Raw genomic sequence first — 19,885 nt, forward strand, 5'->3', positions numbered from 1 at the left:
GTCCGCTGCTCGACGGCTCCATCGACCCCGAGCGCTATCTGGCGCTGCTCGCCGACGGGGTTCTCGACGTGGGAAACCCCTGTTCATCGGGCCGGTGCCGAGAGCATCGCCGGGCAGAGCCTCGGCGGCCTGGCGGCGCTCCACGCCGCACAGCAGGCGCCCGACCTCGTCGGGCTCGCGCTGGCGCAGTCGGCCTCGCTCAACTGGGTCACCGACGCCGACGCCGCCACTGCCGCCCTCCCCGCCGCGCAGGAAGCGTCCACCACCGGCGGCGTGCGGTACTTCCTGGAGGTCGGGCGCCACGAGCCCACCCTGCTCGAACCCAACCGCCGCCTCCACCGCGCCTTGCGCGACGCGGGAGCCGACGTCGTCTACCGCGAGTTCCAGGGCGGCCACGACTACACCTGCTGGCGCGGCGGGCTCGCCGACGGGCTCCTCGCGCTGCTGGGAGGGGCGTGACCCGACGGGCAGTCCCGGGGCACGGTCCCAAGTGTCAGGAGTTGGCCACCGTGATGATCTCTACGGCGCCGAACAGCCTGGTGCGACCCTTGTTGCCCAGCTCGGTGAGGATTCCCTGAGCCACGAGTTTCTCGACGGTCAGCAGTGCGGTGCGGTGACTGACGCCGAGAAGGTCGCGGACGTGGTTGATCGTCACGGCCGGAGTCACGAACAGCGCGTTGACCAGACTGGGGAGCATCGCCGAAGCTCGCGCGACCATGACTTGCGACAGGTACCGCCCTTGCAACTCCTGTAGGTTCCTGGCCCGGCGTGCCGCGTCTTTCGCCTGCTCGGCCATGCCACTCAGGAAGAAGGTCAGCCAGCCTGTCCAGTCGCCGTGGGTGGACACCCGGAGCAGCCCCTCGTAATAGGCGTCCCTGCGGGGTTCGATCCATGCGGAGATGTCGAGGAGGGGGGCCGGTAGCAGGCCCCATTCCAACAGGAGCATGACGATGAGCAGGCGGCCGACACGGCCGTTGCCGTCGGCGAAAGGGTGAATGGCCTCGAACTGGTAGTGGAGGCAGCCGATCCGGATGAGCGGGGGCAGGTCGTCATCGGCGTGGAGATACTTCTCGAACGCATCCAGGCATTGCCAGAGCCGATCGACCGGAGGGGGGACGAAGCTCGCGTGCTCGATGGTCCGGCCGCCGATCCAGTTCTGGCTTTCGCGGACGTCGCCGGGATGGGCGTAGCCGCCGCGAACGCCGGTCATGAGGGCCTTGTGGGCTTCTCGAAGCAAGGGCACGCTGAGAGGCAGCCGCCGATCCGGAGCCGTGACGAGTTCAAGCGCCTTCACGTAGTTGAGCACCTCGCGAATGTCATCGCGAGGGTCAACGATCGCATCGAGTTCGAACAGCGCCAGCTCGGACTCCGATGCGCGGGTGCCCTCGATCCGGCTGGACTGGACGGCCTCGCGTCGAGTGATAGGGGCGGTCATGATCTCGGGATTCGGCAGCATCCTCCCCAGACCGGCCAGTTCGCCGACCGCACGCTCGGCCGCCGCGGACAGGCCGACCAGCGTCCGGTCGAAGACGATCTCCGGCGGCAGCGGCGGCGGCATGAAAGCGGTCGCCCCCTGGCCGACGGTGATCAGATTGTGCCGCTGATCGGGTGCGAACTGGTTTTCGAACATCAGCCCTACTCGATGTATTGATACTTTGGGGTGCTCAGAGTATCAATACATGACTGGATTGATACTTGGCCATCATTGTCTTTGTGGCCTGAAGTGTCTTTTGTCGAGCCGTGTCCGTTATCGGCCCCTCAAGCCCCCCTCAACATCCACCTCCTCCCCGGCCGTTCCACCCACTCGTGCAGCAGCCACGACAGCCCCAGCGACACCCCTCCCGCCAGCGCCGTCATCCCCAGCGCGGGAAACACCCCCAACTGCGGGTGCCGCGCCCACACGTACTCGCCGGTCCTGATCACCAGGATGTGCACCATGTAGAACGCGAACGACAGCTCGCCCAGCCTCACCACCAGCGGGTGCCGTGCCAGCGACCGCTTCCCGTCGACGTCGGCGACCGCGCCCGCCACGATGAGCAGCCCGAACCCGACGACGGTGCAGGCCGCGTGGCGAAACGGCCCCGGCGTGAACACCGCCGACGTGGCGTACCCCACCGCCGTCACGGCCAGCGCCACCGGATACCCGACGCCGCGCCAGGCTCCCAGGCGCACAAGGCGGGCGAGGGCGACGCCCAGGGCGAACTCCGCCAGTCGCACCGGCGGGAAGAAGTAGACGACCCGGGGCTCCAGGAACAGCGGCGCCGTCACCACGACCACCGTCGCGGCCGCCGCCGTCGTCCACAGCCAACCCGGCGACAACCGGCGGGTGAGCCGATAAAGCAGCGGGAAGGCCAGGTAGAAGAACACCTCGCAGGCCAGCGACCAGCTCACCGGATTCAGGCTCTGGTCGTAGGCCGGCACCGGCACCCAGCTGTGCACCAGCAGGAGGTTCGCGGTGGCGGCCTCGGCGCTCGGCACCAGTCCCGGCACGAGCTGGAACGCCAGCAGCAGGGCGGCGCCGGCGGTGACCACGTGCACCGGGTAGACCCGCGCCAGCCTTCGCCGCCAGAAGCTCACGGGCCCGTCGCCGTCGCGCGCCGACCAGGCCAGCACGAAGCCGGACAGGATGAAGAAGAAGGAGACACCGGTCGCGCCCGCACCGAACAGCCACCGGACGGGTTGCCCGGCGCCGTCGCCGTCGAAGTACCGCACGACGTGGACGTGCAGCCCGAAGACCAGAAGCGCGGCGAACCACCGCATGCCGGTAAGGGATGGAAGGTGCTCATTACGGCTTTTGAGCATCGGGGGAGGGTAGCCGACGAAAATGTGAAGGCGGTTACAGTCCGCCCCCGGTGCCACCCCTCTCAGCTTCCGGGCCGGACTCGGCTGCGACAATCCGCCAGTGGCCGACATCCAGAGCACCGACAAGTCGCGAGAACTCTTCGACCGCGCCGCACGGGTCGTGCCCGGTGGCGTGAACTCCCCGGTCCGGGCGTTCCGCTCGGTCGGCGGCACACCCCGCTTCATGACCGGCGGCGAGGGCTGCCGCATGACCGACGCCGACGGCAACACCTACGTCGACCTCGTCGGCTCGTGGGGCCCGCTGATCCTCGGGCACGCGCACCCGCACGTGATCGGCGCCGTCACGGCCGCCGCCGCGAAGGGCACGTCCTTCGGTACGCCGACTCCCGGTGAGGTCGCCCTCGCCGAGGAGCTCGTCTCCCGCACCGGCGTCGAGCGCGTCCGCATGGTCAACTCCGGCACCGAGGCCACCATGAGCGCCCTGCGCCTGGCCCGCGCCGCCACCGGCCGCACCAAGATCATCAAGTTCGCCGGCTGCTACCACGGCCACGTCGACCCGCTCCTGGCCGCCGCCGGCTCCGGCGTGGCGACCCTGGCGCTGCCCGACTCGCCCGGCGTGGTCGGCACCGACGAGACCATCGTCGTGCCCTACAACGACGTCGACGCCGTCACCAAGGCCTTCGCCGAGTACGACGGCCAGATCGCCTGCGTCATCACCGAGGCCGCCGCCGGGAACATGGGCGTTGTCGCCCCCCGCGACGGCTTCAACCGCAAGCTCTCCGACCTCTGCCGCGCCAACGGCGCCCTGCTCATCTTCGACGAGGTGATGACCGGGTTCCGCGTCTCCAAGAACGGCTGGGCCGGCCACACCGGCGAGACCGCCGACCTGTTCACCTACGGCAAGGTCATGGGCGGCGGCCTGCCCGCGGCGGCCTTCGGTGGCCGCGCCGAGCTGATGGACCAGCTCGCCCCCTCCGGCCCGGTCTACCAGGCGGGCACCCTGTCGGGAAACCCCCTGGCCTGCGCCGCCGGCCTGGCCACCCTCGAACTGTGCACCGACGAGCTGTACGCCAAGCTCGACGCCCTCTCCCAGACCATCGGCGACGCGGCCTCGACGGCCCTGTCCGAGGCCGGTGTCCCGCACCGCGTCTCGCGCGCGGGCAACATGTTCAGCGTGTTCTTCACCGCAGACGACGTCTTCGACTTCGCCGGCGCGCAGAAGCAGAACATCGCCGCCTACCGCGCGTTCTTCCACGAGATGCTGCTCAAGGGCGTCTATCTGCCCCCCAGCGCCTACGAGACCTGGTTCATGTCGGGAGCCCTCGACGACGCGGCCGTCTCACAGATCACCGACGCTCTCCCGTTCGCGGCCCGCGCTGCGGCTAAGGTCGCACCGTGAGCACAGCTCGACCCGGTAACACCGACAAGACAGTGGTGCACGTCCTGCGCCACGGCGAGGTGCACAATCCGGCGCGCATCCTCTACGGGCGCATCGCCGGCTACAAGCTGTCGACCCTCGGCGAGCAGATGGCCGAGGTCGCCGCACAGTCCCTCGAAGGCCGCGACGTGACCTACGTGGTCGCCTCGCCGCTGGAGCGCGCCCAGCAGACCGCCGAACCCTTCGGGAAACTCTTCGCCACGCAGGTCGCCGTCGACGACGACCTCATCGAGTCGGAGAACTTCTTCGAGGGCAAGGTCGTGTCGGTCGGCGACGGCGCCCTGCGCGACCCGCGCAACTGGTGGCGCCTGCGCGACCCCTTCACCCCCTCCTGGGGCGAGCCGTACCGGATGATCGCCAAGCGCATGTTCACCGCCCTGCACGCCGCGCGCGTCAAGGCGCAGGGACACGAAGCCGTGTGCGTCTCGCACCAGCTGCCGATCTGGACGCTGCGCCGCTACGCCGAGGGCAAGCGCCTGTGGCACGACCCGCGCCGCCGCCAGTGCGCCCTGGCCAGCCTGACCTCCTTCCACTTCGAGGGCTCCAAGCTGGTCGGCGTCGGCTACGACGAGCCCGCCGCGGCCCTCATCGCGCAGTCGGCGACCGCCGCGCAGGCCAAGGGCGCCTGACATGCGCGTGAAACCCCTCGCCGCGGTGCTCGCCGCGCTGTTCCTGCTCTCCGCCTGCGGTTCGGGCGGCGACGCCGCGACCAACCAGCAGGCCTACGTCAGCCAGGACGGACAGACCACCGTCTACGACAACCCCGCCGACCGGCCGACGGCCCCCGCTCTGAGCGGCGAGGACCTGCACGGCAACACCCTCGACGTCGCCGCCGCCTACCCCGGCAAGGTCATCGTGGTCAACTTCTGGGCCTCCTGGTGCGCCCCCTGCCGCGCCGAGGGTCCCGAGCTCGTCGAGGTCGCCGAGGCCACCGCGGCCCTCGACGTCGTGTTCGTCGGCATCGACATCCGCGACGAGCGCAGCAAGGCCCAGGCCTTCGAGCAGGGCCTCGGCGTGGGCTACCCCAGCTTCTTCGACCCCTCGGGCCGGCTGTCGCTGCAGTTCACCGACGTCCCCCCGACCACCATCCCGGCCACGATCGTCATCGATCGCGAGGGCCGCATCGCCGCGGTGTTCCGCAAGGCCCTGATCGCCTCGGCGCTCCAGCCGACCGTCGAGCAGATCGCCCTGGAGTCGGGCCCGCGACCGAATCCCTCGGCCTCGGAGTGACCATGCGCTCGTCCGGGACCTGAAAGTCGATCACCAACACCATGGTTCTACGATGTGTCGAACTTACGCGAGCGGACCGGCGCGCTGAGAGGAGGCCGCGGTGAACGGCTTCTCCGAGATGGCCACCGGCGGCCCGATCCTCATCGCCATCGCCGTGGCCGCACTCGCCGGGCTGGTCAGCTTCGCCTCCCCGTGCATCCTCCCGCTGGTCCCCGGCTACCTCTCCTACGTGACCGGGCTGGCCGGCTCCGACCTCGACTCCGGCGAGAAGCGCGGCCGCATCATCGCCGGCTGCGCCCTGTTCATCGCCGGCTTCACCGTCGTGTTCACCCTGATCGGCTTCGCCTTCGCCACCGTCGGCCAGACGCTCATGGTCAACGCCCCGACCGTCGAGCGCTGGGTCGGCGTCGGCATCATCGCCCTCGGCGTGGTGTTCCTCGGGATCATCCCCGGCACGCAGGGCATGTGGCGCTCCAACCGCAAGCTCCCCGACGCCGGCCTGCTCGGCGCCCCCGTCCTCGGCGCGGTCTTCGCGCTGTCCTGGACGCCGTGCCTGTCGCCGACCCTCGGCGCGGTCCTCGGCATGTCGGCCGTCTCCGGGCAGGCCGGGCGAGGCGTCGTCCTCGCCGTGGCCTACTGCCTCGGACTCGGCCTCCCCTTCCTGGCCTTCGGGCTGGGCTTTCGCAAACTACTCGGCGTCTTCGCCTTCATCCGCCGCCACAGCCGCTGGGTCACCGCCATCGGCGGGATCCTGCTGATCCTGGTCGGCCTCGCCCTCGTCACCGGCGTGTGGGGCGACTTCAACAACTGGCTGCGCGCCGAGGTCGGACCCGGCGAGGTGGGCATATGAGCGTCGACGTGCGCGAGAAGAAGGCCGTGGCCACGCCACGCCGCGGGCGACCCTGGTGGAAACGGCCCGTCGCGCTGGCCCGCAAATGGTGGGGCCAGCTCACCAGCATGCGCACCGCCCTGATCCTGCTGTTCGCCCTGGCGGTCGGCGCGATCCCCGGCTCGATCCTGCCCCAGCGCACCGTCAACATCGAGAACGTCAACGCCTACTTCGCCGAGAACCCCGACCTCGCACCGTTCCTCGACCGGCTGTGGATGTTCGACGTCTACGCCGCGCCCTGGTTCGCCGCGATCTACGGCCTGCTGTTCATCTCCCTCATCGGCTGCCTCGTCCCCCGGCTGCGCGAGCACTTCGACGCCCTGCGCCGACGCCCGCCCGACGCTCCCGCGCGCCTCGACCTGATGCCGGAGAAGGCGTCGTGGACCGCCGAGGACGACGGCGAGACCGTCGCGCGGCTGCGCTCGGTGCTGCGCTCGCGCCGGTATCGGACGATCGTGCGCGAGCACGCCGACGGGACGGTGACGCTGAGCGCGGAGAAGGGGTACCTGCGCGAGACCGGGAACCTGCTGTTCCACTTCGCGCTGCTCGGCCTGCTGGTCGGCGTCGCCTTCGGCGCCCTGTACGGCTGGCACGGCAACCGGATCCTCGGCGAGGGCGCCGACAACGCCTTCTGCAACAACCTCCAGCAGTACGACGACTACGGGCTCGGCCCCAACGTCACCCCGGCCGACCTGCCGAAGTTCTGCATCCAGCTCGACGACTTCGAGGCGAGCTACCTCGACAACGGCCAGCCGATGATGTACTCCGCCGACCTGCGCTACGGCGAGGGCGGCGGGGCACCCGACGAGGCCTACCACCTGGAGGTCAACGAGCCGCTGCGCCTGGCCGACAACAACGTCTACCTGCTCGGGCACGGGTACGCGCCGGTCATCGAGTTCACCGACCAGCACGGCAACGTGCAGACCTCCTCGACGCCGTTCCTGCCGATGGACGCCGCGACGATGCTGTCGGAGGGCGTGGCGATGTTCCCCGACGCCAACATCACCCCCGAGGGCGTGCGCGACAAGACGAAGCAGGTCGCCTTCGAGGGCATGTTCATGCCGACCGTCCCCGACGAGGCGCCCTACACGAGGTCGCTGTTCCCGTCGGCGAACAACCCGGCCGTGATGCTGTTCGCCTACGTCGGCGACACCGGACTCGACAGGGGCCGGCCCGGTTCGGTCTACGCGCTCGACCGGCAGCAGGTCGCCAGCGGCGCGCTGAACGCCGAGGGGCAGGGTTTCCTGCTGAAGCTGGGCGAGTCGAAGCAGGTCGCGGGTGGGACCGTGACCTTCAAGGCGCTCCAGCAGTACGCGACCATCCAGACCCGTTCCGACCCCGGTGAGGGGATCGTGCTGTGGTCCTCGGTGGCGCTGCTGGCCGGGCTGTTGCCCTCGCTACTCGTCAAGCGCCGCCGGGTCTGGTTCCGTGTCAACGGAAACGACGTCACCGCGGGCGGTCTGCCCCGCACCGAGAACCAAGCTTTCGCCGTTGAGTTCGGCGAACTCGTCGCCAAGGCCAAGGAGTCCTGATGCCCGACGTGGATGCGACACTCGCCAACACCGCCGACAAACTCTTCGTCGCCACGATCGTGTTCTACGCCGTGGCGATGCTCGGATACGCCCTGGAGTACGCCTTCGGGCGGCGCGCGGCGGTCACGGCGTCGAAGGCCAGGGTGCTGGCGGGCGCCGGCGGGCCGGATGTCGCCGAATCGGCCGGCGACGACGCCGAGGACGAGGACGAGCACGTCTCCGAACGCGCCGAACGGCTCGGCATCACCATGAACCAGGCCAACCGGGCCGGAGTCGTGGCGCTGTGGCTCACCTGGATCGGCGCGGCGCTGCACCTGGCGAGCCTGGTGCTGCGCGCGTGGTCGGTCGGGCGCGTGCCCTGGGGCAACATGTACGAGTTCATCATCGCCGTGTGCCTGGTCGGCGTCGTGACGTGGCTCGTGGTCGTGATGACCGGCATGGCCGCCCGCCGCCTCGGGCTGTTCATCACGCTCGTGGCGATCCTCCTGCTGGGCACCGCGACCCGCCTCTACACCGAGGCGGCGCCGCTGGTGCCCGCGCTGAACTCGTACTGGATCGCCATCCACGTGACCGCGGCCGTCATCGCCAGCGGGATCTTCATGGTCGGCTTCGTGCCGGCCGCGCTCCAGCTGATCCGCCGCCGTTACGACCAGGTGCAGGGATCGGGCAGGACACTGCGCTTCCCGATCAGCCTCGGCGAGCGCCTGCCTGCCGTGGCGAACCTGGAGCGGCTGGTCTTCAAGCTGCACGTGTTCGCGTTTCCACTGTGGACCTTCGGGGTGATCGCCGGTGCCGTGTGGGCCGAGCGCGCCTGGGGCCGCTACTGGGGCTGGGACCCCAAGGAGGTCTGGTCCTTCGTCGCGTGGGTGATCTACGCGGCCTACCTGCACGCGCGGGCGACCGGTCCCGGCGGGCGCAGGCTGGCGCCGTGGATCGTGGTGATCGGCTGGGTGGCGATGATCTTCAACCTGTTCGGCGTGAACCTCGTGTGGAGTGGGCTGCACTCCTACGCGGGGGTCTGACGACCGCGAGCCCGCGTGCTCGGACGACGTCCGGGTGCGCGGGCTTTTCGGCGTCCTCAGAACAGGTAGGAGAACCGGGACCCGACGAGTACCAGCACGCCGCCGAGGGCGGCGATGCCGGCCAGGACGTTGATACTGGCGGCGTTGGGGCCGCGCATCCGCCCGAGGCGGATGGAGGCCAGCGCTCCGGCGGCGTAGAGCAATCCCAGTGGCAGCAGGGCGATGCTGGAGTACAGGACGACGTGACCGCCGCCGCCGAGCAGGAAGTAGGAGAGCGGGAACTGGACCAGGAGCGCTCCGCGCAGTGCCCACCAGCCGGGTCGCAGTGCCCGGCACAGCTCGGAGAAGCGCGGGTAGCCCGCGAAGCCGCCGAGGGCGAGGTCGGCTCGGTCGACCGCGTCGGCCCAGTCCATCGAGGCCGTGCGCGCGGGCGCGAATCCCTGGTGGGGCAGGGGATGCGGCATCGGGACGGCGGTTCTCGCCGGGAGGGTCGCGCGCAGTTCGGCCGCGTAGCCCTCGGGTGGGCCGAGGCGTGCGGCGAGGGGGACGGCCGTGGTCGTCTCGCCGGCGATCTCGGTGAGGTGGTCGACGAGGTCGCCGATCAGCTCTCCCCGGATGTGCGGCGGCAGGTCGGACAGGGAGTCTTCGACGGCGGCGATGTAGTGGGCGATCTCGTCGTCGCGAGTGCCGGTCGCCGGGCTGATGGGGTTCACTCAGGTCTCCTTGCGGGGCTTGGCCGGACCGGGCGACAGCAGGCTGCTCATCGTGTCGGCGAAGTCGGTCCAGGTCTTGGCGGCGAGGTCGAGCTGGACCCGGCCCGAGTAGTTGAGCGAGTAGTACTTGCGGTGCGGGCCGGAGTCGCTGGGCACGACGTAGGTGACGAGGTGCCCGCCCTGGAAGAGGCGGCGGAGCGTGCCGTAGACCGAGGCGTCGCCCACGTCGTGGAATCCGGCCTGCCGCAGGCGGCGCAGGATGTCGTATCCGTAGCCGTCCTCTTCTTTCAGCACGGCGAGCACGGCGATGTCGAGCACTCCCTTGAGCAGTTGCGTCCTGTCCACAGGGGACAGGCTACTTCGCATTGCGGAATAGTGTCAACGGCGCACTAGTGCGCAGCCCTCGCCGAGTAGTCGCAAACTCGCTTGCCGGGCTCGGGCGGCCGGGGTGATGATCGCCGGGAATCCCCGAGAGTTAAGGCGGAGTGCACCGTGTGGGTCCTCTTGCGCGACCGTCGCTTCCAGGCCTTCTGGCTCGGTCAGGCCACCAGTGTCGTCGGCGTCGGTGTCACCGTCGTGGCCCTGCCGGGGCTGCTGCTGGCGCACCGCGCGGGAACCGACTTCGCCTACGTCCTGGCCGCCGAGGCCGGGACCGGCGCGTTCTTCACCATCCTCGGCGGCGTGTTCGCCGACCGCTACTCGCGCAGTCTGCTGATGGCCGCCTCCGACGTGCTGTGCGTCGCGGGGATCACCGCCTACCTCCTGCTCGGCGCCGACGGTCCACTGTGGTCGCTGCTGCTCGCGGCGGCGGTGATCGGGGTCGGCGTGGGTCTTTACCAGCCGGCGCACCGGGCGGCGATGCCGCAGATCGTGTCGGGCGAGCTCCTGGAACGGGCCAACGCGCTCGACTCGGCGACCAAGCGGATCGGCATGGCGGCCGGCTCCGCGCTGGGCGGCGTGCTCGTGGCGACCGCCGGCGCGGAGGTCGCGCTGATCGTCAACGTCGCCACCTACGTGGTCAGCCTGCTGACGCTGCTCTTCCTGCGCCTGCCCGCCGTCACGGGCTCGCCCGGGGGCGGTATCGGCTCGGTCTTCGCCGAGGCCCGCGACGGCGTGCGCATCGTGCTGCGGAACCGCTGGGCCACCGCGATCATGCTCCAGGGCACGATCCAGGTCTTCTTCCTCTTCGCCCCGAACTACGTGCTCACCGCGATCGTGGCCGTCGAGCGCTACCCGAAGGGCGCCTACGGCTGGATCACCACGGCCGGTTTCGTCGGCGCGCTGGTCGGCTCGCTCATCGCCGGCCGGATCCGCACGAAGCGGCCGGGCGTGGTCGCGATGAACGCGATGGCCCCCTGCGCCCTGCTGCCGGTCTGTCTTGTCTGGGACGTGCCGCTGTGGGTCTTCTGCGCGATCGCCTTCGTGGCCTGGGCCGGGATCAGCACCTTCTTCGTCTTTTGGCTCTCCGGACTCTCGCGGGCGTTCCCGCCGGAGGTGCACGGCCGTGTCTTCGGCATCGAGCACCTGCTGACGTTCTGCCTCGATCCGGTCGCCAAGGCGGTGATCCCGGCCGTCGCGCTCGGCGTCGGGATGGGCGTGTTCGGGATCGTCGCGGCCGTCGTGCTGCTGGTGAGCACCTACGCCGTGCTGCTCGTCCCGGGCGCGGTCACGCTGTCGAATCCACCGGAGTCCGCGCGGCCGTCCGCCGTGCCGACAACTGCCCACTGAGGACGATCCACACGCACAACGCGCCCATGGGCACGTACATCAGCACGGTCACCACGATCGCGTCGAGGGTCCCGCCCTCGCCGGCGGTGAGCAGAGCCGCCGTCAGCAGCGACAGGACCATGTTGTTGCCGGCGTGGGCGAGGCCGGCCGTCCAGATCGTGCCGCTGCGGATCCGCAGCCAGCTCAGCATGATCTCCTGCATCAGGAAGGAGATCGTCCAGACCGCGAGGCCGAGGGCGACGTTGGAGTACTCGGCGTAGCCGAGGAAGGCCAGCGGGAAGTGCCAGACCGCCCAGATCAGGCCGGTCGCGACGGTCGCGGCGACCGGCCGTCCCGGGTAGATCCGCAGCCGCAGGTAGCCGGTCCAGCCGAACTCCTCGCCGAAGTAGACCGGCGTGAGCACGAGGATGAGCAACTGGAGGGCCACGATGACGCCCCACCAGGGGATCCCGGGCGCCAGCTCGTCGAGGCCGGACAGGTCGGGCTCCCACAGGCCGCTCGCCCACGCCACGACACAGGAGGCGACGGCCAGGCCCAGCGGCGCCAGCCAGGCGACGAGGTAGTGCCACCAGGCCTTGCGCAGCCGCAGCGCGAGACCGGCGTCGGCGAAGCCCTCACGGGTGATCCACCTGCGCACGGCGAAGGCCGCGATCGCCGGTGTGAAGCCCATCGGGAGCTGCACGAGCGGGTTGACCAGCGACCAGCCGAGCAGCAGCCGCGCGCCGAACAGGTAGGCCCAGGTGACCCCGAAGGAGATGAGCAGGAACCACAGCAGGCCGCGGCGCCTGTCGGCGGTGGTGAGTTGAGTGGACACGAGGGGTCCCTTTCCGGATAGACGATGACCGCCGAAAGCCTCGTCACCGCGAGGCTTCGCCACATCCCGCCGGAGAGCGGGATCGGGCTCCCGAGAAAGGGAGAGAGGACGACTCCCTCGAAAGAGCCAGCCCCCGGCCGAAAGTCCGATCTCCCTTCCCGGTGGGTCCCTCCCCGGAGGGAGGTGCGCCGGCGGCCCCGACGGCACACTGGCTGGCATGCGGAAGATCTTCGGAAGCCTGTTCGGCGTGAGCGCGTTCAAGGGCTGGGTGTACGGCGTACTCGGGCTCATGCTCGGGACGGCGGCACTGCCCTTCGCCGTCGTGGTCGTCTTGGCGCTCAAGACGACAAGGCCCCTCGCGCCGGCGGTGCTGGTGGTGGCCTGGACCGTGCTCGTCGCCCTGATCGGGCTGCCCGACGGCATCCGCAGGGCGCACGTGAGCGTCGCCAACGCGCTGCTCGGCACGGTCATCCCGCGTCCGGCGCGGCCGCGCGGGAGCCGCTGGCCGAGTCGGCTGCGGTCCGCCGCGTGGACCGTCGTGATGGTCCTCAGCGGGGGGATCCTGGCAGGCCTGTGCTTTCTCCTGCTGTTGTCGGCGCTGGTGCCGGTGGGCATGTGGGGATCCGGCGGCGGTGAGCTGGTCTACTTCGACCGGGCCATCGTCGTTTCGGGCGGAGTCGCGGGCCTGTGGGTGTTCCCGCCGGCCGCGCTGTTCCTCACCGCGATCTTCGGCTCGGTGGCCGCCGCGACCGCCGGCCTGCGCCGCCTCGCGCCGATCCTGCTCGGCCCCCGCAGCGCCGAGCGGATCGTCGTCCTCGAAGAGCGGACGGCGGTGCTGACCGAGCGCGGCCGGCTCGCCCAGGAGCTGCACGACTCGATCGGCCACACGCTGACGGCCGCGACGATCCAGGCCGCCGTCGCCGGGCGGCTCATGGACAGTGAGCCGGAGTCGGCCCGCCGCGCCCTCAACAGCATCGAGGAGTCCTCGCGGGCCGCCCTCGAAGACCTCGACCACGTGCTCGGCGTCCTGCGCGACGGCCGCTCGGCGGGCCGGTCCCCGCAGCGCACGCTGGCCGACCTGCCGGCGTTGTTCGACCATGTGCGCCAGACCGGGACGGAGGTCGACGCCCGCCTCGGCGAGACCCTCGACGGCGTCCCCGCGACGGTCTCCCGGGAGGCCTACCGGATCGTCCAGGAGGGCCTGACCAACGCGATGCGCCATGCCGGGCAGGCGCCGGTCGCGGTGCGCGTCGAGGTCGAAGGGTCCTGGCTGCGCGTCGAACTCAGCAACCCGCTCGCCGTCACCACCGTGCCGGCCGACCCGGAGCGGCGCGGACACGGACTCGTCGGGATCACCGACCGGGTGCGCCTTCTGCGCGGAGAAGTCGACTTCAGCCCGGTCGACGACGAGTACGGCCGGCGCTGGCGTCTGTCGGCGCGGCTGCCGCTGAAGGCGGACGCGTGAGCCCGGTGTCGGTGCTCGTCGTCGACGACGACGAGCTGACCCGCACGGGCCTGCGGGCGCTGTTGTCCACAGAGGACGACGTGGAGGTCGTGGGTGAGGCCGCCGACGGTGCGCAGGTGCTGGGCTTGGCCCGCGAGCTTCGGCCCGACATCGTGCTGATGGACGTGCGGATGCCCGGCATGGACGGCATCCGGGCCACCAGGACGCTGCGCGAGGAGCTGGCCGATCCGCCGAAGGTCGTGGTCATCACGACCTTCGAGAACGACGACTACGTCTACGACGCCCTGCACGCCGGCGCCAGCGGCTTCCTGCTCAAACGCGCCCGCTCGGCGCAGATCGCGCACGCCCTGCGACTGGTCGCCGCCGGGGACACGATGCTGTTCCCCGAGGCGATCCGGCGGCTGGCGGCCTCCCGGCCGGCCCTCCCGCCCGCAGGGCGTGCGGGATCGCCCGCCCTGACCGGCCGGGAGACCGACGTGCTCCGGCTCATGGCCGCCGGACTGTCCAATCTCGACATCGCCGCGCGGCTGTACGTGAGCCTGGAGACGGTGAAGACGCACGTCGGGAACATTCTGGCGAAACTAGGTGCCGACAACCGGACCCAGGCCGTGGTGATGGCCTACGAGTCGGGTTTCGTCACTCCCGGCGGGTGAACGCGGGGAGTCGCATGTGGATGATGCACAAGCCCTAGGCTGTTCGGCATGTCGTCTCCGCATCTCGGCATCGACTTCGGCACCTCCCACACCGTCGCGACGCTGGTGAGGGCCGAGGGGTCGGTTGAGCCTTTGCTTTTCGACGGTTCGCCGCTTCTGCCGTCGGCCGTCTACGCCGAGTCCGGCGGTGAGCTGATCGTCGGCACCGACGCGCGCCATGCCGCGCGGATGCGGCCCGACCGCTGCGAGCCGCACCCGAAACGGCGGGTCGACGACGGCACGGTCCTGCTCGGCGAGCGGGAGTTCGCCGTGACCGACCTGTTCGCCGCGGTGCTGTCGCAGGTCCGGCGGCGTTGCGCGGAGGTCAACGGCAGCGTGCCGCCGCAGGTGACCCTCACGCATCCGGCGTCCTGGGGCCCGACCCGGCGCCAGGTCCTGCTCCAGGGGGCTCGGGCGGCGGGTCTGCGTGACGTGCGGCTGATGCCCGAACCTGTTGCGGCGGCACGGTTCTACGTGCACGCGATGCGCCAGGAGGTGCCGGTCGGTGGGGCCGTGGCCGTCCACGACTTCGGCGGCGGGACCTTCGACGCCAGCGTGGTCCGCCGCACCGCTTCCGGTTTCGAGGTGCTGTCCGTCGACGGTCTCGACAACCTCGGCGGTATCGACATCGACGAGGCCGTCATCGGCCGTCTCAAGAGTGCCATCGGTCACTCCAAGGCCGCCGAAATGATCGAGACACGGGAGGCGTGGCTGTTCCGCGAGGACGTGCGGCGGGTGAAGGAGAGCCTGTCGCGCCGGGCCTCGGCGGAGTTGTACGTGCCGGGCGGCGCCGACGTGCACGTCACCCGCGATGAACTCGACGCGCTGGCCGCGCCCATGCTGGCCCGCGCGGTGACGGTGACCAAGGCCGTCGTGACCGATTCGGGTGTGGCGCCCGCGTCGCTGGCAGCGGTGTTCCTCGTCGGCGGCGCCAGCCGTATGCCGCTGGTGGCGACGCTCCTGCACCGGGCGCTGGGGGTGGCACCCGTCGCCGCCGACGACCTGGAGCAGGTCGTCGCCCGTGGAGCGGTGCTGGCCGAGCCGCCGGTGGTTCAGGCGCCGGGCTCCGCGCCGCCCATTCCCGCGCAGCCGACGGGGTCACCGCAGTCGCCCGCGCCGATGGCCTCACCGCCGGTATCGGCGCCCCCGGTCGTCTCCGCACCCCCGGCGCCGGTCTCCGGCGCGCACGCGGTCTACCCGCCGCCCACGCAGCAGCCGGTCTATCCGCCGCCTCCGTCCCCGACCTTCGGTGCGCCCGCGAGCTTCGGGCCGCCCCCGGCGACCGTTCACCGGTCGGTGCTCTCCGCGGACGCGGCCTTGGCGCTGGTCGGCAACCGCCAGGGACCACCCGCACCGCTCCGCTCGAAGCGATCGCCCGGCACGGCACCGAAAACCCCTTCCGGCGTCGCGACCGTATTCGAGAGCCTCAAGGCCGGGCTCGGCCCGCCGGGGCTGTGGATCATCGCGGCCTGCCTGCTCTTCGGTGCCTCGATGTCCCCGCTCATGGGCGGGGACCTCGGCGAGTACAGCTGGTTCGGGGAGGGCGGTTTCGGGTCCGACACGGAGACCTTCGTCATCACCTGCCGCTTCATCCTGCTCATCGCGGCCGGGAGTCTGCTTCTCCTGCACCGCCTTCGCGCCCCGGCCGTCCGCTGGGCGCTCGTGGGCGGCTTCGCGGTGGCATCGCTCGGCCTCATCGTCGCCGCGCTGACCATGATCGGCTTCGAGGACTGGGACTACGGCCCGGTCCATCTGCTGTACTCGGGCGTGGCGCTGCTGGCGCTCGAACTGCTGTTCACCGACTCCGTCGCCGAGTGGTACCGGTCGGAGTATCGCCTGCCGGTCCCGATGGTCACGCGCTGGTTCCTCGGCTGCGCCGTCCTGGCCCTCTCGTTCGCCTTGGCGGGGACGATCGAAGCGGTCGCTTGAGTGCCCGCTTCGCCGTTGCCGCCAAGAACGGAGCGGCTGGGCGAAACGGCGAAGATCGCCCCTACCCGCTCTCGCCCCGACCGGCTACCGTGTGCACATGACCGACCCCGAGCCTGTTCTCCAGCCTTCCGGCGGCGCCCGCCCGCCGGAGAACGCCCCTGGCGATCTGGCGTTCACCACGGTGAAGTACATGGTCGCCAGCGGCCCGACGGCCGTCGTGGCCGGCAGTGAGGCCGAGAGCCGACTGCTGGCCGTGCACGCCGTCCGCGCGCGCTGCGACGACCTCGGCTGGGCCCCGCCGACGGTGGCCGACCTTGAGATCGAGGGCAGCGCCCCCGACGGCCAGGGCGGCACGAACTACCGCGTGGCCAGCCACGACCGAGCGCTCACCGCGACCGTGCACGTGCCGGCCGAGGCGCCCGGCGCGTCGATCGCGGTGACCCTGTCGAAGATCGACGAGCAGGACGCCTGGAACGACGACGGCTTCGCCTGGGACGCCTGACTCAGCGGCTCACCGCGTCAGCAGGTCGGCGAGCGCGAAGACGAACAGCGCGATTCCGACGAAGCCGTTGGACGTGAAGAAGGCCCGGTTGACCTTCGACAGGTCGCCGGGCCTGACGATCACGTGCTGGTAGACGAAGGCGACGGCGGCGAGCCCGAGCCCGACCCACCACAGTGGACCGTAGCCGGTCAGCGCGCCGAACCACACGAACAGCGCGAAGGTGACCGCGTGCACGGCGCTCGACGTGTGCAGTGCGGCGGCGATGCCCCACCTGGCGGGGAAGGACTTCACGCCGTTGGTGCGGTCGGCGGCGACGTCCTGGCAGGCGTAGATGAGGTCGAAGCCGCCGATCCACAGGCCGACGCCGACGCCGAGCACCCACGCCGGGCCGGAACCGGCGAAGGTCCCGGTGACGGCGAGCCACGCGCCGACGGGCGCGACGGCCTGCGCCAGCCCGAGGATCGCGTGCGGGTAGTCGGTGAAGCGCTTGCCGTACGGGTAGACGATCAGCGGGATCACCGCCAGCGGCGACAGCACCAGGCACAGCGGGTTGAGCAGCGCCGCGGCGGCGAAGAACACCGCGAGGGACACGGCGCTGCCGACGTAGGCGGTGCGCAGGCTGACCACGCCGGTGACCAGTTCGCGCTTGGCGGTGCGGGGGTTTCCGGCGTCGATCTTGCGGTCGATGATGCGGTTGGCGGCCATCGCGAAGGTGCGCCCGGCGACCATCGCCACGGTCACCAGGAGCAGGTCCCACCAGCGGACCCAGCCGCCGGTCTCGGGCCGGTTCAGGTACATCGCGGTCAGCGTCGCCAGGTAGGCGAAGGGGAGCGCGAAGACCGAGTGCTCGATGACGACCAGGCGCGTGAACGCCCGCACGGGGTTGCGGCGGGTCGTCTCGGGGGCGGTCACAGCCCGAACTCCGACCAGCGCTTGTCCACTTTGGACACGATGTCGGGGGACATCACGGTCATCTCCGGCCAGCCGCGCGTGTAGCCCTCGGTGACGAGCTTCGCGGTCGCGTCGATGCCGGCCTTGCCGCCCCAGAACTGCTGGTAGGAACCGTGGTCGAGGTGGTCGACCGGGCCCTCGGTGAGCAGCAGGTCGTGCTTGTAGTCGACGTTGCCGAAGGCACGGAAGGCGACCTCGCGCAGATCCTGCACGTCGCAGTCCTCGTCGACGACCACGATCAGCTTCGTCAGCGACAGCAGGTGCAGGCCCCAGATGGCGTTCATGACCTTCTGCGCGTGCTTCGGGTAGCGCTTGCGGATCGACACCACCAGCGCGTTGTGGAACACACCCGGCTCGGGCATGTTCATGTCGACGATGTCGGAGATCATCAGGCGGATCAGCGGCTTGAAGATCCGCTCGGTCGCCTTGCCCAGCCCCAGGTCCTCCTGCGGCGGGCGAGAGGTGATGATCGAGTGGTAGATCGGGTTCTTCCGCGTCGTCATCGTCTCCACGTGCAGCACCGGGAACGGCTCGACCGGCGTGTAGAAGCCGGTGTGGTCCCCGAAGGGGCCCTCGGGAAGGCGCTCGCCGGGCTCGACGTAGCCCTCCAGCACGACCTGCGCGCTCGCCGGGACCTGGAGCGGCACGGTCAGGCAGTCGACCATCTCGACGCGCTGCCCTCGCAGGAAACCGGCGAACAGGTACTCGTCGATGTCGCCGGGCAGCGGCGCCGAGGCCGCGTAGGAGACCACCGGGTCGCAGCCGAAGGCGATCGCCACCGGCAGGCGCTCACCGCGCCGCTCGGCGACGGCGTGGTGGGCCGTGGAGTCCTTGTGGATCTGCCAGTGCATGCCCAGCGTGCGGTGGTCGTGCTGCTGGAGCCGGTACAGGCCCAGGTTGCGCTTGCCCGTCTCCGGGTGGCGCGTGTGCGTCAGGCCGTAGTTGTGGAAGATGCCGCCGTCGCCGGGCCAGGTGACCAGCCCGGGCAGGCGGTTGAGGTCGACCTTGTCGCCCTTGTAGACGACCTCCTGGCACGGCGCGCTCTTGGTCTTCTTCGGCGGCAGCGACTTCAGCTGCATCAGCTTGCCGAGCCCGTCGCGGATCCCGCCCCACCCGATGGGCAGGTCGGGCTTGATGAGCTCGCCGATGCGCTCGCCGATCTCGTCGAGGTGGCCGACGCCGAGGGCCTTGGCCATGCGGTCGACGTTGCCGAAGAGGTTCATCGCCACGGGCATGTCGCCGCGCGTGGGGTTCTCGAAGAGGAGGGCGGGACCGTTGTCGCGGACGACCCGCTGGGTGATCTCGCTGATCTCCAGGGTGGGGTCGACGGGGGCGGTGACGCGGCGCAGGTCCCCGTCACGCTCGAGCGCGCTGAGGAACTCGGGGAGGTCTGCGTACGGGAAGCCTTTGGCCATGGAAGACATTCAACCCGATCCTCTGAGGGGGTGATCAGGCGCGGCGGGCCGGGGTGAGCCGGGAGACGCCGCCGACGTCTCCCGGTGGCGCTCAGCCGCGACGCTCGAAGCCGATCTTCAGGACGTGCCCGATGTAGTACTCCAGGAACGGGGGCAGGTAGGGCCCCGCCATGATCCGCTCGAAGACCCGGGCCAGCTCCTCGTCGGGCTCCTCGGTCAGGGAGACCAGGCGCCAGGTGTTCAGCGGCCGCTCCTCGGTCCCGGCGGTGCCGTGCTCGACGTGGAACAGCGGCTGCGCGGCCGTGGCCCGCACCGTCTCGCCGCGGTCGTCGACGTCCTCGGCGACGCCCAGGAAGGTCACCTTGCGCTCGGCGTGGTTCAGGTGCGGCTTCTCGATGACCAGGCCGGAGGCCGACGGGTCCTTCCACAGCCACTGCTCGGTCACCCGCGTGTAGGTCGGGTCCTCGCCCCACGAGCGGGCCGAGGCCTTGTCGGCGAGGGGGATGTACAGGTCGGGCCGCCTGGCCTTGCGGACCTCCATGTCCCACAGCATCGTGCCGGTGAAGGTGAGCGGCTCGGCGAGGTCGTAGGCGCGTTCGAGGACGGCGTTGACGTCGAGGTCGGGCGGGTGGATCAGGGTGTGGCGCGGGTCGGCCCAGGCCTCGGCGAAGGTCTTCTCGTACTCGTGGACGGTCATCACGGCTCCCGGTAGAATTTAGTTACCCAGATAAAGGTTATCTGAGTAAAGATTATCCGGATAACT

20 protein-coding genes are annotated in these 19,885 nt (G+C 70.5%); 12 read left to right on the forward strand and 8 right to left on the reverse strand.

The window, feature by feature from the left end; genetic code table 11:
• Positions 1-36: 36 nt before the first annotated feature.
• On the forward strand, positions 37-459 hold the full coding sequence (locus AB0I28_RS28520; protein ID WP_357498782.1) for an alpha/beta hydrolase-fold protein: 423 nt from the start codon (positions 37-39) through the stop codon (positions 457-459).
• 34 nt (positions 460-493) lie between these two features.
• Here the strand turns inward: AB0I28_RS28520 and AB0I28_RS28525 are convergent, their stop codons facing one another.
• Positions 494-1,630 carry a Fic family protein gene (locus AB0I28_RS28525; RefSeq protein ID WP_357498408.1) on the reverse strand — a complete coding sequence of 379 codons (1,137 nt, stop codon included), beginning with the start codon at positions 1,628-1,630 and terminating at the stop codon, positions 494-496.
• 128 nt (positions 1,631-1,758) lie between these two features.
• Complete coding sequence (locus AB0I28_RS28530) at positions 1,759-2,802, reverse strand: acyltransferase (protein ID WP_357498410.1); 1,044 nt, start codon at positions 2,800-2,802, stop codon at positions 1,759-1,761.
• Between the two features lie 100 nt (positions 2,803-2,902).
• Here AB0I28_RS28530 and hemL point away from each other — a divergent pair, with 100 nt between their 5' ends.
• The 6 genes from hemL (at position 2,903) to ccsB (ending at position 8,913) form a co-directional block, all read left to right on the forward strand.
• Entirely contained in the window at positions 2,903-4,201 is a 1,299-nt protein-coding gene (gene hemL / locus AB0I28_RS28535) for a glutamate-1-semialdehyde 2,1-aminomutase (protein WP_357498412.1), read from the forward strand.
• Positions 4,202-4,233: 32 nt separating this feature from the next.
• Positions 4,234-4,869 (forward strand): histidine phosphatase family protein, encoded by a 636-nt coding sequence (locus AB0I28_RS28540; protein ID WP_357498784.1) that lies wholly within the window; start codon positions 4,234-4,236, stop codon positions 4,867-4,869.
• A 1-nt stretch (position 4,870) separates the two neighbouring features.
• Entirely contained in the window at positions 4,871-5,470 is a 600-nt protein-coding gene (locus AB0I28_RS28545) for a TlpA disulfide reductase family protein (RefSeq protein ID WP_357498413.1), read from the forward strand.
• Positions 5,471-5,588: 118 nt separating this feature from the next.
• A complete protein-coding gene (locus AB0I28_RS28550; protein ID WP_357498785.1) occupies positions 5,589-6,320 on the forward strand; it encodes a cytochrome c biogenesis protein CcdA in 732 nt (243 codons plus the stop codon).
• Entirely contained in the window at positions 6,317-7,891 is a 1,575-nt protein-coding gene (locus AB0I28_RS28555) for a cytochrome c biogenesis protein ResB (RefSeq protein ID WP_357498415.1), read from the forward strand. The genes AB0I28_RS28550 and AB0I28_RS28555 overlap by 4 nt, the downstream gene beginning before the upstream one ends.
• Positions 7,891-8,913 (forward strand): c-type cytochrome biogenesis protein CcsB, encoded by a 1,023-nt coding sequence (gene ccsB, locus AB0I28_RS28560; RefSeq protein WP_357498416.1) that lies wholly within the window; start codon positions 7,891-7,893, stop codon positions 8,911-8,913. Before AB0I28_RS28555 ends, ccsB begins: the two co-directional genes overlap by 1 nt.
• 56 nt (positions 8,914-8,969) lie before the next feature.
• On the opposite strand, the gene AB0I28_RS28565 is transcribed toward ccsB, so the two are convergent.
• Both AB0I28_RS28565 and AB0I28_RS28570 read right to left on the reverse strand, forming a co-directional pair.
• A complete protein-coding gene (locus AB0I28_RS28565) occupies positions 8,970-9,626 on the reverse strand; it encodes a hypothetical protein (protein WP_357498418.1) in 657 nt (218 codons plus the stop codon).
• Positions 9,627-9,971, reverse strand: a complete 345-nt coding sequence (locus tag AB0I28_RS28570; RefSeq protein WP_357498419.1) for a PadR family transcriptional regulator — start codon at positions 9,969-9,971, stop codon at positions 9,627-9,629. It abuts the gene before it with no gap.
• 147 nt (positions 9,972-10,118) lie between these two features.
• Here AB0I28_RS28570 and AB0I28_RS28575 point away from each other — a divergent pair, with 147 nt between their 5' ends.
• Complete coding sequence (locus AB0I28_RS28575; RefSeq protein WP_357498421.1) at positions 10,119-11,354, forward strand: MFS transporter; 1,236 nt, start codon at positions 10,119-10,121, stop codon at positions 11,352-11,354.
• On the opposite strand, the gene AB0I28_RS28580 is transcribed toward AB0I28_RS28575, so the two are convergent.
• Entirely contained in the window at positions 11,293-12,168 is an 876-nt protein-coding gene (locus tag AB0I28_RS28580; protein WP_357498423.1) for a CPBP family intramembrane glutamic endopeptidase, read from the reverse strand. The two genes, AB0I28_RS28575 and AB0I28_RS28580, sit on opposite strands and share 62 nt — an antisense overlap.
• 217 nt (positions 12,169-12,385) lie before the next feature.
• Between AB0I28_RS28580 and AB0I28_RS28585 the strand changes: the two genes are divergently transcribed.
• The 4 genes from AB0I28_RS28585 (at position 12,386) to AB0I28_RS28600 (ending at position 16,756) form a co-directional block, all read left to right on the forward strand.
• Positions 12,386-13,633, forward strand: coding sequence for a histidine kinase (locus tag AB0I28_RS28585; RefSeq protein ID WP_357498425.1), 1,248 nt, complete (start codon positions 12,386-12,388; stop codon positions 13,631-13,633).
• Complete coding sequence (locus tag AB0I28_RS28590) at positions 13,630-14,286, forward strand: response regulator transcription factor (RefSeq protein WP_357498427.1); 657 nt, start codon at positions 13,630-13,632, stop codon at positions 14,284-14,286. The genes AB0I28_RS28585 and AB0I28_RS28590 overlap by 4 nt, the downstream gene beginning before the upstream one ends.
• Positions 14,287-14,334: 48 nt before the next feature.
• A complete protein-coding gene (locus AB0I28_RS28595; RefSeq protein ID WP_357498428.1) occupies positions 14,335-16,254 on the forward strand; it encodes an Hsp70 family protein in 1,920 nt (639 codons plus the stop codon).
• Positions 16,255-16,351: 97 nt separating this feature from the next.
• The gene (locus AB0I28_RS28600) at positions 16,352-16,756 is read left to right on the forward strand and encodes a hypothetical protein (RefSeq protein ID WP_357498430.1); all 405 of its coding nucleotides are present in this window, start codon (positions 16,352-16,354) and stop codon (positions 16,754-16,756) included.
• 9 nt (positions 16,757-16,765) lie between these two features.
• Here AB0I28_RS28600 and mqnP read toward each other — a convergent pair whose 3' ends face one another.
• From mqnP to AB0I28_RS28615, 3 genes are all read right to left on the reverse strand, one after another.
• The gene (mqnP, locus tag AB0I28_RS28605; protein WP_357498431.1) at positions 16,766-17,668 is read right to left on the reverse strand and encodes a menaquinone biosynthesis prenyltransferase MqnP; all 903 of its coding nucleotides are present in this window, start codon (positions 17,666-17,668) and stop codon (positions 16,766-16,768) included.
• Entirely contained in the window at positions 17,665-19,122 is a 1,458-nt protein-coding gene (locus tag AB0I28_RS28610) for a menaquinone biosynthesis decarboxylase (RefSeq protein WP_357498433.1), read from the reverse strand. The genes mqnP and AB0I28_RS28610 overlap by 4 nt, the downstream gene beginning before the upstream one ends.
• Before the next feature lie 91 nt (positions 19,123-19,213).
• Entirely contained in the window at positions 19,214-19,819 is a 606-nt protein-coding gene (locus AB0I28_RS28615; RefSeq protein ID WP_357498435.1) for a hypothetical protein, read from the reverse strand.
• Between the last annotated feature and the right edge of the window lie 66 nt (positions 19,820-19,885).

The organism is Phytomonospora sp. NPDC050363 (genome assembly GCF_040655735.1).
Lineage (GTDB): Bacteria > Actinomycetota > Actinomycetes > Mycobacteriales > Micromonosporaceae > Phytomonospora.